This window comes from Azotobacter chroococcum (genome assembly GCF_002220155.1).
GTDB lineage: Bacteria > Pseudomonadota > Gammaproteobacteria > Pseudomonadales > Pseudomonadaceae > Azotobacter > Azotobacter chroococcum.
Map to the genome: position 1 here is coordinate 3252636 of NZ_CP011835.1, position 16064 is coordinate 3268699.

A 16064-nucleotide genomic window follows, 5' to 3' on the forward strand; every position below is an offset into this window, starting at 1 on the left:
GAAGGGGACACGCCAACCATGAACAGGATCTTCAACGTCATCTGGAGCCATACGCAAGGCGCCTGGGTCGTCACCAGCGAGCACGCCGCCAAACGCGGCAAACCCGGCCGGCTGCGCCTGCCGACCATTGTCCTCTGCCTCTCGCCGCTTTCCCTGCTGGCCGCCGACCTGCCCGAGGGCGGACAGGTCGTCCTGGGTAACGGCACCATCGGCACACCCTCGGGCAACAACCTGCAGATCCAGCAGGACAGCTCGAAAATGGCCATCAACTGGCAGAGCTTCAACATCGGCGCGGACAAGAGCGTGACCTTCCAGCAGCCGAACAGCAGCGCCATCGCCCTGAACCGGGTGATCGGCAGCGATGGCAGCGCCATCCTGGGCAAATTGGATGCGAACGGCCAGGTATTTCTGATCAACCCCAACGGCATCCTCTTCGGCCAGGGTGCCAGCGTCAACGTCGGCGGCCTGGTCGCCTCGACCCTGGACATCACCAACGAGGACTTCGAGGCCGGCAACTACCGCTTCAAGGGCAACGGCCATCATCTGGCCGGCGTCAACAACCTTGGCAGCATCACCGCCAGTGACGGCGGCGCGGTGGCCCTGCTCGGCGGCCAGGTCAGCAACGACGGGGTCATCCAGGCGAAGCTGGGCACGGTGGCCCTGGCCGCCGGCAACCAGATCACCCTCGACTTCGCCGGCGACGGCCTGCTCAATGTCCAGGTCGACCAGGCCGCCGCCGACGCCCTGGCCCGCAACGGCAACCTGATCAAGGCCGATGGCGGCACGGTGCTCATGACTGCCAGGAGCAGCGACGCCCTGCTGAAGACCGTTGTCAACAACGAAGGCGTCATCGAGGCGCAGACCCTGGGCAGCAAGAACGGCAAGATCGCCCTGCTCGGCGACATGGACCTGGGCATCGTCCAGGTCGGCGGCACCCTGGACGCCTCAGCCCCGGACGGGGGTGACGGCGGCTTCATCGAAACCAGCGGCGCCACGGTGCAGGTCGCCGACACGGCCAAGGTGACCACCAAGGCCAGCACGGGCAAGACCGGCACCTGGCTCATCGACCCGACCAACTTCACCATCGGCGCCGGCAGCTCTCCGACCGGCAGCAACATCGGTGCCGATACGCTGTCCACCAGCCTGGCGAGCACCAACGTCGAAGTGGCCACCAGCGACAGCGGCGCGGAACCCGGCGACATCAACGTCAATGCCGCCGTCAGCTGGGATGCCGGCACCACGCTGACCCTGACCGCCCACAACGACATCAACATCAATGCCGACATCACCGCCACCGGTGCCGGCTCCGGCCTAGCGCTGAACCACGGCAGCAACGCCACCTACCGCCTGCTCAACGGCTCCAGCGTCACCCTTTCCGGCAGCGGCGCCAGCTTCTCCGTGAACGGCGATGCCTATACCGTGATCCAGACCCTTGCCGCCCTGCAGGGCATCGGCAGCAGCGATCTCGGCGGTCGCTACGTGCTGGGCAACGACATCGTCGCCAGTGACACCAGCACCTGGAACGCGGGGGCCGGCTTCGAACCGATCGGCAGCACCAGTACTCCGTTCACGGGCATCCTCGACGGGCTGGGTCATACGATTTCCGGGCTCACCATCGACCGGCCGACGACCGACAACGTCGGCCTGTTCGGCGCGACACAGAGCGCAAGGATACGTCAACTGGGCCTGACCGGCGTCAGCATCAATGGCCAGAACTACGTCGGCAGCCTCGTGGGCCAGGCCACCTCAGGCACGATCGAGGCCGTCTACTCCACCGGCAGCGTCAGCGGCTATCAGTACGTCGGCGGACTGGCGGGCAGCAACAGCGGCCTGATTGCCAACAGCCACAGCATCGGCGGTGTCGGCGGGGAGAGCTTCGTGGGCGGGCTGGTCGGCAGCAACAGCGGCCAGCTCATCAACACCTTCGCCCTCGGCAGCGTGATCGGCACGGCGTCGAGCATCGGCGGGCTGACGGGCTACAACTCGGGTGTGCTCATGGGCAACTTCACCGTCGGCGACACTACCGGAAACACCAATGTCGGCGGCCTGGTGGGGACCAATGACAGTGGCATCGTCGCGGGCAACTACAGCATCGGCCTGGTCAGCGGAAATACCAATGTCGGCGGCTTGGTAGGTTCCAACATCGGCGGCATCGTCGCCGCCAACTACAGCAACGCAATCGTTAGCGGCGCCACCAACGTCGGCGGCCTGGTGGGACTCAACTTCGCTGGCCTGGTCGCGGGTGGCGGCTTCGGCGCCGCCACCCGCGACGAGCTGGCCAGCTTGTTCGGACTCGACAGCGGCGTTCTGCTTGCCAGCGGCTACAGCATCGGCGGCCTGCTGGAAACCGCCACCAGCTCGGGGCTGCCGGGATTCGACGACAGTACCCTTTTCGCCGGCAGCTACGGACTGGGCAGCCTCGTTGGCATCAGCACCCTTGAGGATCTGCAGGCGCTTGTCGACAACAAACTGGCCACGATCGGTTACAGCATCGCCGACCTGGGTGGGCTCGAACTTCCGGGCTCCTTCGAACTCGACAGCAGCATTCTGGGCGAATATGCGGACCTTCTCGGCAGCGTCAGCGGCAACGCGAATGTTGGTGGTCTCGTGGGGCTCAATGCAGGCGGCATCGCTGCCGGCAGCCACAACTTCGGCAACGTCTATGGCTACACCAATGTGGGCGGCCTGGTTGGTTACAACAGCGGTCTGGTCATCGGCAACAGCGCCTCGGGCAGCGTCATGAGCGAAGAGGAAAACGCCGGCGGTCTGGTGGGCTACAATTCCGGCTCCGTCAAGGTTAACTATGCCACGGGCGATGTCGCTGGCAAGAGCAGGGTCGGTGGCCTGGTGGGTTACAACAGCGGCAGCATAGATACCAACTATGCCGCCGGTAATGTCGCCATCGGCACTGCCTCCGGAGGCGACGCGGGTGGCTTGGTGGGGGCAAACACGGGCAGCATCGAGAACAGCTTCGCCACCGGCAATGTCTCCAGCGCCTCGTCCCGCAGTGGTGGACTGGTCGGCTCTAACGCAGGCCTAATCGCCAACACTTATGCCACCGGCAGCGTCTCCGGTACCAGCGAAGTCGGCGGCCTGGTGGGTTACAACGACGGCTACATCGATACCAGCTATGCCATCGGCAATGTCGCCGGCACGAGCGGCAATATCGGCGCCCTGCTGGGCTACAATGGCGGCAGCATCACCAAGAGCTACTGGAATGCCACGACGGCCGGCAGCCTGCCCGGCATCGGGGGTGGAAACACCAGCGGCGCCAGCGGACTGACCGACGAGCAAATGATGCAGATGGACAGCTACGCCGGCTGGAGCATCTCCGACAGCGGCGGTAGCACTGCCGTCTGGCGGATCTACGAGGGCCATACCACTCCCTTGCTCCGCGCCTTCATGACTCCCCTGACAATTACCTCCGACAATGTCACCATCACCTATGACGGTACCGTCTGGGAAGGAGGCAGCAGTTATACGACCGGCTCGATAACTCCGAACTTCTGGCATCGATCCCCGAGGGTCAACCACAGTCTGATCTACGGCACCATCAATACCAGCCAGCCAGCACGCAACGCCGGTAGCTACGCAATCGACGGCGGCCTTTATTCCAGCCAGCTTGGTTACGACATCAGCTACGACCCCGGCACCCTGACCATCGAGAAGGCCCTGCTGATCCTGAGCGCCAGTTCGGACAGCAAGATCTACGACGGCACCACCATCTCCAGCGGTATGGTCGGAGTCAGCGGCCTCGCCACAGGCGACACGCTCACGGCGACCCAGGAATACGATTCGGCGGAAGTCGGCGAGCGTACCCTGCTGGTCAACGAAGCCGCCATCGAAGACGGCAATGGGGGAAACAACTACGAGGTGATTCGCCAAAGCGCCAGCGGCCTCATCCTTGCCGCAACAGACAATGGCGGAGGAACCGGTGGTGATGGCGGCTCGGGCGGCGATGGCGGAGCCGGTGGCGATGGTGGCTCGGGCGGCGATGGCGGAGCCGGTGGCGATGGTGGCTCGGGCGGCGATGGCGGAACCGGTGGCAATGGTGGCTCTGGCGGCGATGGCGGAACCGGTGGCGATAGTGGCTCTGGCGGCAACGGCGGCAACGGCGGAACCGGTGGCGATGGTGGCTCTGGCGGCAACGGCGGAACTGGCAGCCAGCGCGATGACGATACTTTTGTGCGGCTATCGCCCGCCTACCTCGCCAGCCTGGCCACCAAGGAGCCCTGCAGAACAGCGGACCAGCAGTTAGACGTACGCCAGCGTTACCGCTGCCCCGTCGTCAAAGTCAGCCAAGACCAGGCGGCAATCGAGGCGGTTCCCTATGCGATCGAAGATGGAGGCCTACGTCTGCCGGAAGGAATCTGACCGATGCAAGGCGGCCGGCCAGGATGGCCGGCCGCCCCTTGGCAATCTCGACGATGCCATTCACTCAGGCTGAACCGCCTGCCCCCAACGACCTCCAGAAGCTGAACCAACCGAGCGGCCAGTCAACCACTCCTTCCCCATCCATCCGAGCTCACGGCAGCTGACGAGCCGGCCCTCGCCATGGCTTGGCAATGAGCTGGACAGCAATCTATTTTAGACTTTCGGACAAAAGATCTTGAGTTAAACTGCCGTACAAGCCAGTATGGCGCTCAAGCAAAGACACAGACTCCAAAGAGTCTGCATGAGGTCATGCTAACCTCCCTGTTAGAGGCCAGCTGATCGATTTGAAAACCTATGCACGGGTAAATCAGTTAGCAGCTTTCAGGCCTTGCGATAGCCCGAACAGAAGCAGCATCAGGTCTTGATCGGGGCGGACTTGGGCGGAGCCTCTGGCATTGGGTGGCAATGGGCAATGATCAAGCCCACTTTTGGCGCTGATCACATCAGGTGTTGGCTCGTGCCAAGCTGCCACAGCCAGGGAAGCAACGGCCAAGGAACCTACAAAAAACAGACCCCGTGCGAGTGCTAGTTTCATTTTTATCATCCCCTGCTTGTGTTTGCTTACGAACACATTTAATACGTTAGATCACCGATGGCTCTGTTGCCTTGATCCATGACAACAAACAGCCGGTTGGTAGACAGGCGCATGCACTGCCTGTGCCGCGTCAACGACACCAGAGCGCTTTCCTCGGACAGAATTCCATTGCACTCCTTCTCCCCGACGAGCACGGGGCATCCTGCCTGAAGGCGCGTTTCCAGCAGAGAATGCGGCGAAGCAAGATCCGAAAAATCAGACTCGGCCGGGTAGCAAGCCATACAGCAGGGAAACGGATCTCAGCTGTCGTAAAAGCCATGTCGATGGCGACCTATCAAAAATAGAGGCCAATAAAACCCTTCCCCAAGGCCAGCCTTCCAGCGCTGCATTCGGCCAATACGTGAAGCATAACGAACCATAAAGGCGCATCCAGCTGCCTTATGGTGCAAAGAGCGGCTGGAGAAGAAAGCCAACTGCCGATAATGATGGGACGCTCAGACAGACTCAACGCCGAAGTGTCCCATAGCTAGCCGCTTAGCTTGATCGCTGGCAGGATTAGCTTCGCAAGTATCGCCAGTCCCCAATCCCGCAGGACAGAGGTTGTCCAAGACAATCTGATGGCATCTAAAAACATGGCATTCTGGTCTTCCCGATCCAGAATGTCAGAGCCTATGCCTGTTAAGGATCGCTGTGAAAAGACAGCTATATTCCCACTCTCTTGGCTGTTACCGGCCTGCTTTTCGAGCTGCTGCCCCTCCTTTGCTGGCACCGAGCCATTGCTGCTCGCCTTGGACGCCAAGCGGGTCGATCACCGCGCTGCCTCATCCAGGCAGGTCAAGGGTGCGCTGAAGCCGCCCAAGCCCAGGGGGGACACCTGTCTTTTGCCAGGCACGTCGGGAGCAGAACATTTCCGGCGTTATAACGAAGCCCTGGAGTAGACTCTCGAGAGGAATCTGGACGGTATCGCCTTGTCGGTGATCCATTCGCAATGGCTGGCCGAGCATGCCTTGAAACGGGCAGGCAAGAAACCGTTGATCACCTTTGACTCGGACTTGGATCTCGCAGAGCGCCATCTGCGCCGAGGCTACGTCGGACTCGACAACCCGGCCTTCGGCCAGCAGTTGGGCATGCTTGTCCAATACCTCAGGCCGCAGCGGCAAACTGTGCATTCTGACCGGCAGTTCCCAGGATACCAATCATCAGGAGCGGATCCAGGGCATCCGCAACAGTTGTGTGGCGAATTGACCAATGATGCCCTTGATCGGACCGGACGGCTGAACGGAGAGCATGGCTGGAGCGAATCGGACCGTTGCCCCCTGTATAACAGGGTCAATCAACAGAACGCGCTGCTCAAGCTCTCCACCCTGCTGAACTCTACCAGCCCGGTCGATGCCATCATCCGCATTGGCAGCAGGCCGATTCACCAAGCCAACCTCTATCGCCAACAACTCGGCCCCTGCTTGCCAAGCTGGATTAAAAAGGGCACATGCCCAGCCATTGTCATCGCTCTTCCCGAACTCAGTGCGGCACAGCATGCACTGCTCGATGACTGCCTGGTACAGGCCTATCTGAGCATGGAAAGCCGCGAAATCGGTCGTCAGAGCTACTGGCTACTGGATGATAAGGCGTCTGGCGCAGGGCGAACCCATCCCGGAAAAGGTTTTCATCGATAGCTACATTCACCGCTCCAACGCGCTGCCGGAGATCTCCGCGAAACCTTGAGGAAGCATATCCAGCCACTCTTCACACATGGCCAGAAGACATGCATCGATCGGGCACCGGCTTCTGGCCATGCGGATGGGCAGTCGTTGGCTCAAGGCGATACCGGGCATGCCTCGCCCTCGATGACCATGCGCTACGCGCATCTGGCAAAGGATCATCTCGAGATGCCGTGAACCGCTTCAGGCCTTACGAGCTGCCCTCCTCCGCCGTCTGATCGACAAAAAAGCTCTCTGTAAGCCCTTTCGCTTTCTGCCTTGTCCCGTCAGTGCTGAAACACCTGACCACTGGCGTGACATCCCATAGCGCGTCCACTTAGCTTGATCAAGGGCAGGGCCTGATCTCAACAGGCTTTCGCAGTCACCAGTCAGCCTGCTCCGCGAAGTAGGGATCATCCCAAACGACCTCATGGCATCTAAAAACCCCATAACAAGTCAGCTCTCCATGCTGGAGGCCACCAGGATCCGTTTTGAAAAGACGTCTATTTTTCCGCTTTCTTTCCGCTGCCACCCTGCTCTGCGGGCTGCCGCTCGGCCTCCCCGCCGGCGCCGAACCGTTACAGTTCGCGCTGATCGCCAAGCGGGTCGACCATCCCTTCTTCATCCAGGCCGGCGAGGGCTGTGCCGAGGCCGCCCAGGCCCAGAGCGATACCTGTCTGTTGCTGGGCGCCTCGGAGCTAGAGCATTTTCGCCTGCAAAATCAAGCCCTGGAGCAGGCCCTCAACATGGACCTGGACGGTATTGCCCTGTCAGTGACCCATTCGAAATGGCTGGCCGATCATGCCTTGCAGCGGGCGGGCAAGACGCCGCTGATCACCTTCGAGGCGGACTTGAAACCGGCAGAGCGGCATCTGCGCAGAGGCTATGTCGGGCTCGACAACCTGGCTTTTGGCCAACAGTTGGGCGTACTCGCCAAGCGCTTCAGGCCACAGGGCGGAAAGCTATGCGTCTTGAACGGCAGCGCGCGGGAAACCAACTACCAGGAACGCCTCCAGGGCATCCGCCAGCAACTGCGTGGCAGCCAAACCCAAACCAAGATTAGGGCAGCTGACCGGCTGAGGGGAGAGAATGGCTGGAGCGAGCCGAACCGCTGCCCGCTCTATCGCGCCGAAAACCCAGAGAAGGCGGTGCTCCAGCTTGCCGCCTTGCTGAATACCAGCGAGGTTGACGTCATTATCAGTACCGGCAGTTGGCCGATTTACCAAGCTGATGTATTTCGCCAGCAGCTCGGCCCGTTGCTCGCCGAACTCGACAAAAAGGGCGCGCGCCCGGCCATCATCATCGCTACGAATGAGCCCGACGCAGCACAGCGCGCGCTGCTCGACGACGGCCTGGTACAGGCCTACTTGAGCCTGGAAGGTCGCGAGATCGGCCGCCAAAGCTACCGGATGCTCAAACGTCTAGCCCAAGGAGAGCCTGTCCCCGAGAAGATTTTCGTCGACAGCCATATCTATCTGCCTAAAGCATCAACGGACATTCCTTCGGAGCCTTAATTGTCTGGTTGTGAGATGTCATTGGCGTGGAACAGTATGTCATCGACTTTATTCATGAGCTGACTGTCGCTCGAAAGGGGCGATGTGGAGCTGGCGAGCTCGGGCATTGCGCTAAGCCGCTGTTGGACTTTTCCGATGAGGGGCAGGCCATCCAGAAGGAGCCACGATCGGTCAGCACATGCGTGATCCGGAAAGGGAAAGCCGCCTTGACTGCGCGGAGAAAAGCACAAGCATTCGCGGCGTTCTCCGCATCGAAGACAGCGAGGTGGACATAGCGTGAGCGGCGATCGATGGCGACATACAGATACCGCTTGCAGATGTCGCCGTCCGCCGTTCTCAGCTTCGGCAGATGCTTTACATCGATATGAACGAAGCCCAGGTCGTACTCATGGAATTGGCCCTGTCCACGGACGGGATGGAGTTTGGGTGCCGGCGGGCGACAGTTAAGCCCTTCGGCCCGGAGGATACGCCAGATGCTGTCGCGGTTGAGGTGAGGCAGGAAGTGCCGGACACGAAGGTCAGATCATCGAGGCCGAAGCCCGTTGATCTGCGGAGCTGGGAGACAATGGCGCGCTCTTCCGCTGTGGCGCGCCAGGCCAGTCGCTGCGGGCGGCTGGAGCGGTCGTGACACGACCCAGCGCCTCCCTCGGTTCCCCGTTTGCGCCATTTACGTACCGTTTCATCGCTGATGCCGTAACGTTTTGCCAGAACGCCGGCTGGCGCAGTCGCGGCGGGTGATTTCGGTCGGCAGCTTGTCGCCCAGGGCGGGCAGCACGTCGTTGTCCAGATAGCCACGCATCAGGCGCAGGGTGCTGTCGGCGCGTCCGTTTTGTGCCTTGGGCTGATACCAGTACTCGGCAGCGGCGGCATGGCGCTGGCGGGCTTCCTTGGCCTCTCGCTGGGCGATCTTGTGCTGTACCGGATCGGCGCCACTGGCCACCAGGCGCTTTGCCTCCCGCGCCTTGTCGCGAGCCATGGCGCCAGACAGATCGGGGATAGCCGCCCAGCCCGTGCCAGCTCCATTTGCCGTCCGGTTTCTTGTAGCGCAGCTCCCGCAATTTGGTGCCGTTGGGCTTCACCCGGAAGTACAAGCCGTCGCCGCCCCGCTCCCTGTACGCGGTAGCTTCCGGCTCCAGGCCGGCCAGGGTGGTATCGGCCAGGGGGCGGCGTTTGATCTCGCTTCGCTTCATTTCCTTGTATGCCTAAGTTCGAGTTACACGAAAGCATACAAGGAGGCATATACGGGAGAACTCGGGCACAAAAAAACCGGCTCTAAGGGCCGGTTTCTCTGGGTTTCAGCTACATGCGGGAGCATGTGGAAACAAGTATGTGGAGCGGGCGAAGGGAATCGAACCCTCGTCATGAGCTTGGGAAGCTCAGGTAATGCCATTATACGACGCCCGCGAGCGGTGCCTTTTTACCAGAAGCAGGCTGGCAGGTGAAGCGCAATCTTTCTTTGCCAGCTTTGCCAGCGAGGCTTTCCCACCGCCAGCCCTGGCGTTCTCCCCGGCCCGAGTGGCCTCCCGGTCGATAACCGCACACTTTGTTCGTCACCGCCAGCGGATTCCGCAACCCACGGGAAGCCCCTGCCGTCGGGGGTTGCAGGCCCTTTCCGGCCGGCACGTCAGCAGTCACCCCACCACCACGCTCCCTGGGGCGGCTCCCGGTGGATTGACCAAATTAACCATACGGTACATTTTAGCCGTGCACCTCCAATTACCTAATAACAATGGAGAATCGTGTGACACACACAGTCCTCGTGCTCAACGGCCCCAATCTCAACCTGCTCGGCACACGCGAGCCGGCCACCTACGGGCGGGAAACCCTGGCCGATATCGCCGACCTCTGCGCACGCACCGCCGAGGAATGCGGTCTGGCCGTGGAGTTCCGCCAGACCAACCATGAGGGCGAGCTGATCGAGTGGATCCACCTGGCCCGCGGTCGCTGCGCCGGCATCCTGATCAATCCCGCCGCCTGGACGCACACCTCGGTCGCCATCCGTGACGCCCTGCTCGCCAGCGAACTGCCGGTCATCGAGGTTCATCTGTCCAACGTGCACAAGCGCGAGCCCTTCCGCCACCGCTCCTTCGTGTCGGACATCGCCGTCGGTGTGATCTGCGGCCTCGGCAGCCATGGCTACCGCATGGCCCTGCAGCATTTCAGTCAGCATCTGAAGAAGGATTGAGCCCATGATCGCCAAACCAAACAGCATCCTCGCCGGCCTGATCGGCGCCGGCATCCAGGCCTCGCGCACCCCGGCCATGCACGAGCACGAGGGCGACTCCCAGGGCATCCGTTGCCTCTACCGGCTGATCGATCTGGACAAGCTCGGCCTGAGCAGCGAGGCCTTGCCGGAACTGCTGAGCGCCGCCGAGCGCATGGGCTTCACCGGCCTGAACATCACCTTCCCCTGCAAGCAGGCGATCATCCCGCTGCTCGACGAGCTGTCGGCGGAGGCCCGCGGCATCGGCGCGGTCAACACCGTGGTGTTCAAGGACGGCAAGCGCATCGGCCACAACACCGACTGCCTGGGCTTTGCCGAGGGCTTCCGCCGTGGCCTGCCGGGCGTGGCGCGCGAGCGCGTGGTGCAGATGGGCGCCGGCGGCGCCGGAGCCGCGGTGGCCCATGCCCTGCTGCAGGCCGGCGTGCGCCAGTTGACCGTCTTCGATGTGGAGCCGAGCCGCGCCGCCGACCTGGCCGCCAACCTCAACGCCAGCTTCGGCGCCGGCCGCGCGGCCGCCGGCAGCGACCTGCCCGCGGCCATGGCCGAGGCCCAGGGGCTGGTCAACACCACGCCGGTGGGGATGGCCAAGCTGCCGGGCATGCCGCTGCCGGCCGAGCTGCTGCACGCCGACCTGTGGGTGGCGGAGATCATCTACTTCCCGCTGGAAACCGAGCTGCTGCGCACCGCCCGCGCCCTCGGCTGCCTGACCCTCGACGGCAGCAACATGGCGGTGTTCCAGGCGGTCAAGGCGTTCGAGCTGTTCAGCGGCGTCCAGGCCGATGCCGGGCGGATGATGGCGCATTTCGCCAGCCTCGGTTGAGTCCGGCCGGAATTGGCCACTGTTCCGACAGTGGCCAAGCCCGCCGCACCGCACCCCCGCGAGAAACAGGCCGCAGGCACTCTGCCCGTCGCCTCCACCTCAAGGCCAGCAAGAGTTCCCCGAGGTAGCCCCACTCCTCCAAACCGGCCGCAAGCGCCTTCTCACGCCCGGATATAGCGAATCACCGCCTCGCAGATCATCTCCCTGTGCCGTGCCTTGGCCTGCGATTCGCCGAGATCGACCTGGTGGATGGTCGAGAAGGTGTAGCGGTTGGACACCCGGAAGAAGCAGAACGAGCTGATCAGCAGGTGCAGGTCGAGTGGATCGATGCCGGCGCGGAACACCCCGACATCGGCACCGCGCGCAAGGATCGCGGCAATCTGGGTGACGATCGACTTGCTCAGCGAACGGATCAGCGGCGACCGGGCAATATGCTCGCCATGGTGGATGTTCTCGATGCTCGCCACCCGGATGAAGTCGACGTTGGCGTCGTGGTGGTCGAAGGTGAACTCGACCAGCCGGCGGATGGCCGCCTGCGGGTCCAGCTCGTCGAGGCGAAGCGCGGCCTCGGTGGTGCGGATGTCGCCGTAGAGCTTCTCCAGCACGGCCAGGTAGAGCTGCTCCTTGCTGCCGAAGTAGTAGTAGATCATCCGTTTTGAGGTGCTGGTGCGCTCGGCGATGGCGTCGACCCGCGCACCGCTCAGCCCCTGCTCGGCGAACTCGTGGATGGCCGCAAGGAGAATGTCCTGGCGGGTCTTTTCCGGGTTGTTCTTGCGCGGCTGGCGAGGACGCACGGCGGGCTCGGCGACAGGCTTGGTGTCCGGCATGGAAAGCGCATCTTTAGGGGGAAGGATGGCGCCATTATTCATGGCCGCACCGCAGGAGAAAAGCCACGGCGGAAGGCGCCGTGGCCTTGCCGCCTCACAGCCTGGGCTTGCTGCGTCCGCTGCGCGCCTGGGCCATGGCCGCCAGGCGCACGGCGACGTTGGCTGCCCCGTAACCGGCGTAGTCCTTGCGCTGCAGGATCTCGAAGAAGAAGCGCTCGGCGAACGGCTCCGTGTAGACGTGGAACAGCTCGCCGCCCTGGGCATCGCGGTCGTAGAGGATGTTGAAGTAGGCCAGCTTGCTGAGGAAGTCGTCGTCGAAATCGAAGCGTGCGGCCAGATCGTCGTAGTAGTTCAGCGGGATTTCCAGCAGGGGAACGCCGGCTTCCTTAGCCCGCTCGACGGCGGCGAAGATGTCGTCGCAGACGAAGGCGATGTGGTGCACGCCGGAGCCGCGATAGGTCGACAGCGAACGGGAGATCGCCGTGTTGCGGTTCTCCGAGATGTTCAGCGGCAGGCGCACCGAGCCGCAGCGGCTGCGCACGGCGCGGCTCTTGACCAGCCCGTAGGGGTCGGGCAGCACCACCTCGTCGTCGGCCGCGAAGTCGAACAGGCTCTTGTAGAACAGCACCCAGGAATCCATGGCCTCGGCCGGCAGGGCCATGGCCACATGGTCGATGCGCTGCAGCACGCCGCCGTCGGCAGTGCCCTTCAGCTCGAAGTCGGTCTCGTAGATGCTGTGGCCCTCGGCATCGCGGTCGACCAGATAGATCAGGCTGCTGTCCGGCGCGCGCACCGCGGGAATCTCCCGCTCGTTGGGGCCGACCAGGCCGCGATACGGCTGGCCGCCGAAGCCGCAGGCGCGCTCCAGCGCCTGATGGCCGTCGCGCACCCGCAGCGCGGTGGCGCACAGCGACGGGCCATGGGCCTCGAAATAGCTGTGGGCGAAGGAATAGGGTTCGGCGTTGAGCACCAGGTTGATATCGCCCTGGCGCAGCAGGCTGACGTTCTTCGAGCGATGGCGACCGGCCTCGGCGAAGCCGAGCTGGGTCAGCCAGTGGCTCAGGCGGGCGGCGTGGGTGTCGTCGACGGCGAACTCGAGGAACTCGATGCCGTCGTAGCGGCTGGCCGGCGGCGGCGCGAACAGCACCCCGGGCTCCACCGGCTGCCCCTGCTGCTCCAGCAGCAGGCGGGTCTTCTCCTCCAGGTAGAGCAGCGAGCGATAGCCGTCCAGCGCATTGCCGCGGGTCGGCGCGGCGCGGAAGCCGTCGTTGAAGATCTCCAGCGACAGCGGCCCGCGGTAGCCGCTCTTGAGGATCGGCGCGAGAAAGCCCGGCAGGTCGAACTCGCCCTGCCCCGGGAAGCAGCGGAAATGCCGGCTCCACTCCAGCACGTCCATGGCCAGGAGCGGCGCATCGGCCATCTGCACGAAGAAGATCTTCTCCCCCGGCACCTCGGCGATGGCCCTCGGGTCGCCCTTCAGCGACAGGGTGTGGAAGCTGTCGAGGATCATCCCCAGGCTGGGATGGTCGCCCTCCCGGACGATCTCCCAGACCTGTTGCCAGGTGTTGACGTGGCGACCCCAGGCCAGCGCCTCATAGCCGATGCGCAGGTTGCGCGCGCCGGCCCGCTCGGCGAGCAGGCGCAGGTCGTCGACGAGGATCTGCCGGTCGCCGAGGGAGTCGCCGGCGACGTTGCTGCACACCAGCACCAGGTCGGTGCCCAGCTCCTGCATCAGGTCGAACTTGCGCTCGGCGCGGTCGAGGTTGCGCTGCAGACGGTCGCGGCGGCAACCCTCGAAGTCGCGAAACGGCTGGAACAGGGTGATGGCCAGGCCCAGGTCGGCGGCCAGCTTGCGCACTTCGCGCGGACTGGCGCCGTAGTAGAGCAGGTCGTTCTCGAAGATCTCCACGCCGTCGAAGCCGGCGGCGGCGATCGCCTCGAGCTTTTCCGGCAGGGTTCCGCTGAGCGAGACGGTGGCAATGGAACGGTGCATGAGTCCTCCGCACTGGAGCAGTCGGCCGCCAGCGGCTGCCGGGGCCACATGGCGGGCAGGTCGGACTGGCGAAGGGGGAAATCCGCATCAATTATTGGACGAGACTACGAAGCGGGCAACACGAATGTACCAACTGGTTAACTATTCGTTCGATTACCGCACCAAAGCCCACTCCCCCGATTGACCCCCACCGGAGCGGACGGCAACCATGACCTCCACTTGGGAACACCCCAGGACCTCACGATTCCAACAATAATTTCAAGAGGAATTTCCCGATGCCGCGCCTTTCCGCTTCACCGCCCCCCCGCTACCTCGGCCTCCCGGCCCGTCCCCGCTGATCGCGCTTTCCGCCGACAGTCGAGACCCTGCCGGCCGGGGACTACCGCCTTACCCCTTCTGCCACCCCGTGTCCGGCCGGAGGAGCAGCTCATGCCTTACGAAAACCAACGGAGAACAATAATGACTTCACGCGACCTGCTGTCGACGGCGCGCAGTGGCGCAAGCCTGACTCTCGGCGCAATCCTGGCCCTGCCCCTCGCCGCGAACGCCGCAGGCTTCGTCGAAGACGCCAAGGGCACCCTGACCCTGCGCAACTTCTTCATCAACCGCGACTTCAAGGGCAACAACGCCACCCGCAGCAAGGCCGAGGAATGGACCCAGAACTTCATCCTCGACCTCAAGTCCGGCTACACCGAAGGTCCGGTCGGCTTCGGCGTCGACGTGCTCGGTCTCTATTCGCAGAAGCTCGACGGCGGCAAGGGCACCGGCGGCACCCAGCTGCTGCCCCTCGGCCGCGACGGCGACCCGGCCGACAAATTCGGTCGGATCGCCGTCTCCGGCAAGATGAAATTCTCCGAAACCGAGCTGCGCGTCGGCGAGTGGTACCTGGTGCTGCCGATCCTCCGCTCCGACGACGGCCGCTCGCTGCCGCAGACCTTCCAGGGCTCCATGCTCACCTCGAAGGACATCAGGAACCTGACCCTCTATGCCGGCCACATCACCGGCAACAGCCCGCGCGACGACGGCAGCATGGAGGATATGACGCTGTTCGGTACCAGTCCCTATACCAGCGACCGCAAGTCCGACGACTTCGACTTCGGCGGCGCGGAATACACCTTCAACGACAAGCGGACCACCGTCGGCATGTGGTATGCGCGCCTGAAGGACATCTACAAGCAGCGCTACTTCCAGGTGCTGCACACCCAGCCGCTCGGCGAGGACTGGAGCCTGGGCGCCAACATCGGCTACTTCGACGGCGAGGAGGACGGCGAGGCGCTGGAAGGCCACCTGGACAACAAGGTGCTGTCCGGGCTGTTCTCCCTCAAGCACAACGCGCACACCTTCTACCTCGGCCTGCAGCGGGTCAGCGGCGACAGCAAGTGGCTGCGGGTCAACGGCACCAGCGGCGGCACCCTGGCCAACGACAGCTACAACTCCAGCTACGACAACGCCCGCGAGCGCTCCTGGCAGCTGCGCTACGACTACAATTTCGCCGCCCTGGGCGTGCCGGGGCTGACCTTCATGACCCGCTACATCAGCGGCAAGAACATCCACGTCGGCGCCGTCGACGACGGCGAGGAATGGGGCCGCGAGAGCGAGCTGGCCTACGTGGTGCAGAGCGGCGCGGCGAAGAACCTGACCCTGCGCTGGCGCAACACCACCATGCGCCGCGACTACGGCAGCAACAACCAGTTCAACGAGCAGCGCCTGATCGTCCAGTACCCGCTATCACTGTTCTGACCGTCACCTTTTGCCTCTGCGAGAGTTTGACCCGCCTTCACGGCGGGTCTTTTTTGCTTCCGCGAAAATGCGCGGAAGGCGCAAGGCTTCGGCGCAGCGCCGCCGGGAAAACATGCCCAGCCACCGAACGGGCAACGGTCACGAACCCATGCCGCCAATCGGCGAACACGTCCTGAAAGTCTCATGAAAGGCTGCTGAAAGCTTTTGTTACTAGCATCGCCATAGCGCCGTCAGGATCCGCCCTGAAGGCCGATAGCCCAAGCAGCCCCAGCGCACGACC

General features: G+C 63.4%; 10 protein-coding genes, 1 tRNA gene and 2 pseudogenes. 6 read left to right on the plus strand and 7 right to left on the minus strand.

The genetic code is table 11. The features are described 5' to 3' along the window. Positions 1-18 precede the first annotated feature (18 nt). Positions 19-4374, plus strand: coding sequence for a two-partner secretion domain-containing protein (locus ACG10_RS15120; protein WP_089168843.1), 4356 nt, complete (start codon positions 19-21; stop codon positions 4372-4374). A 367-nt stretch (positions 4375-4741) separates the two neighbouring features. Here ACG10_RS15120 and ACG10_RS15125 read toward each other — a convergent pair whose 3' ends face one another. Next, positions 4742-4969 (minus strand): hypothetical protein, encoded by a 228-nt coding sequence (locus tag ACG10_RS15125; protein WP_089169907.1) that lies wholly within the window; start codon positions 4967-4969, stop codon positions 4742-4744. 974 nt (positions 4970-5943) lie between these two features. Between ACG10_RS15125 and ACG10_RS15130 the strand changes: the two genes are divergently transcribed. Continuing rightward, positions 5944-6642 (plus strand): substrate-binding domain-containing protein, encoded by a 699-nt coding sequence (locus ACG10_RS15130; RefSeq protein ID WP_232487277.1) that lies wholly within the window; start codon positions 5944-5946, stop codon positions 6640-6642. 515 nt (positions 6643-7157) lie between these two features. Then, complete coding sequence (locus ACG10_RS15135) at positions 7158-8180, plus strand: substrate-binding domain-containing protein (protein WP_089168845.1); 1023 nt, start codon at positions 7158-7160, stop codon at positions 8178-8180. A 145-nt stretch (positions 8181-8325) separates the two neighbouring features. Here the strand turns inward: ACG10_RS15135 and ACG10_RS15140 are convergent. The 4 genes and pseudogenes from ACG10_RS15140 to ACG10_RS15150 form a co-directional block, all read right to left on the minus strand. Beyond that, positions 8326-8900 (minus strand): annotated as a pseudogene (locus tag ACG10_RS15140) (IS481 family transposase); the annotation flags it as partial. Further along, a complete protein-coding gene (locus ACG10_RS24915) occupies positions 8860-9156 on the minus strand; it encodes a hypothetical protein (protein WP_408608446.1) in 297 nt (98 codons plus the stop codon). The gene ACG10_RS24915 and the pseudogene ACG10_RS15140, both read right to left, overlap by 41 nt. Then, positions 9138-9370: pseudogene (locus ACG10_RS24500) on the minus strand (Arm DNA-binding domain-containing protein); the annotation flags it as partial. The pseudogene ACG10_RS24500 and the gene ACG10_RS24915, both read right to left, overlap by 19 nt. A gap of 140 nt (positions 9371-9510) precedes the next feature. Beyond that, positions 9511-9584: transfer RNA gene (locus ACG10_RS15150), tRNA-Gly, on the minus strand. A 337-nt stretch (positions 9585-9921) separates the two neighbouring features. On the opposite strand from ACG10_RS15150, the gene aroQ reads away from it, so the two are divergent. Next, a complete protein-coding gene (gene aroQ, locus ACG10_RS15155; RefSeq protein ID WP_039802770.1) occupies positions 9922-10365 on the plus strand; it encodes a type II 3-dehydroquinate dehydratase in 444 nt (147 codons plus the stop codon). 4 nt (positions 10366-10369) lie between these two features. Beyond that, positions 10370-11224, plus strand: coding sequence for a shikimate dehydrogenase (locus ACG10_RS15160; protein WP_089168846.1), 855 nt, complete (start codon positions 10370-10372; stop codon positions 11222-11224). Positions 11225-11385: 161 nt separating this feature from the next. On the opposite strand, the gene ACG10_RS15165 is transcribed toward ACG10_RS15160, so the two are convergent. Both ACG10_RS15165 and quiC read right to left on the minus strand, forming a co-directional pair. Next, positions 11386-12051, minus strand: coding sequence for a TetR family transcriptional regulator (locus tag ACG10_RS15165; protein WP_089168847.1), 666 nt, complete (start codon positions 12049-12051; stop codon positions 11386-11388). A 94-nt stretch (positions 12052-12145) separates the two neighbouring features. Further along, positions 12146-14044: a 3-dehydroshikimate dehydratase QuiC gene (gene quiC / locus ACG10_RS15170; RefSeq protein ID WP_089168848.1), complete on the minus strand. Its 1899-nt coding sequence runs from the start codon at positions 14042-14044 to the stop codon at positions 12146-12148. A 459-nt stretch (positions 14045-14503) separates the two neighbouring features. Between quiC and ACG10_RS15180 the strand changes: the two genes are divergently transcribed. Beyond that, on the plus strand, positions 14504-15784 hold the full coding sequence (locus ACG10_RS15180; protein WP_089168849.1) for an OprD family porin: 1281 nt from the start codon (positions 14504-14506) through the stop codon (positions 15782-15784). Positions 15785-16064 lie beyond the last annotated feature (280 nt).

What these genes read in the sequence shown, in the direction of transcription:
- ACG10_RS15120 (WP_089168843.1), top strand. Translation starts at nt 19, where the DNA reads ATGAACAGGATCTTCAACGTCATCTGGAGCCATACGCAAGGCGCCTGG.
- ACG10_RS15125 (WP_089169907.1), bottom strand. Translation starts at nt 4,969, where the DNA reads ATGAAACTAGCACTCGCACGGGGTCTGTTTTTTGTAGGTTCCTTGGCC.
- ACG10_RS24915 (WP_408608446.1), bottom strand. Translation starts at nt 9,156, where the DNA reads ATGGCTCGCGACAAGGCGCGGGAGGCAAAGCGCCTGGTGGCCAGTGGC.
- ACG10_RS15160 (WP_089168846.1), top strand. Translation starts at nt 10,370, where the DNA reads ATGATCGCCAAACCAAACAGCATCCTCGCCGGCCTGATCGGCGCCGGC.
- ACG10_RS15165 (WP_089168847.1), bottom strand. Translation starts at nt 12,051, where the DNA reads ATGCCGGACACCAAGCCTGTCGCCGAGCCCGCCGTGCGTCCTCGCCAG.
- quiC (WP_089168848.1), bottom strand. Translation starts at nt 14,044, where the DNA reads ATGCACCGTTCCATTGCCACCGTCTCGCTCAGCGGAACCCTGCCGGAA.
- ACG10_RS15180 (WP_089168849.1), top strand. Translation starts at nt 14,504, where the DNA reads ATGACTTCACGCGACCTGCTGTCGACGGCGCGCAGTGGCGCAAGCCTG.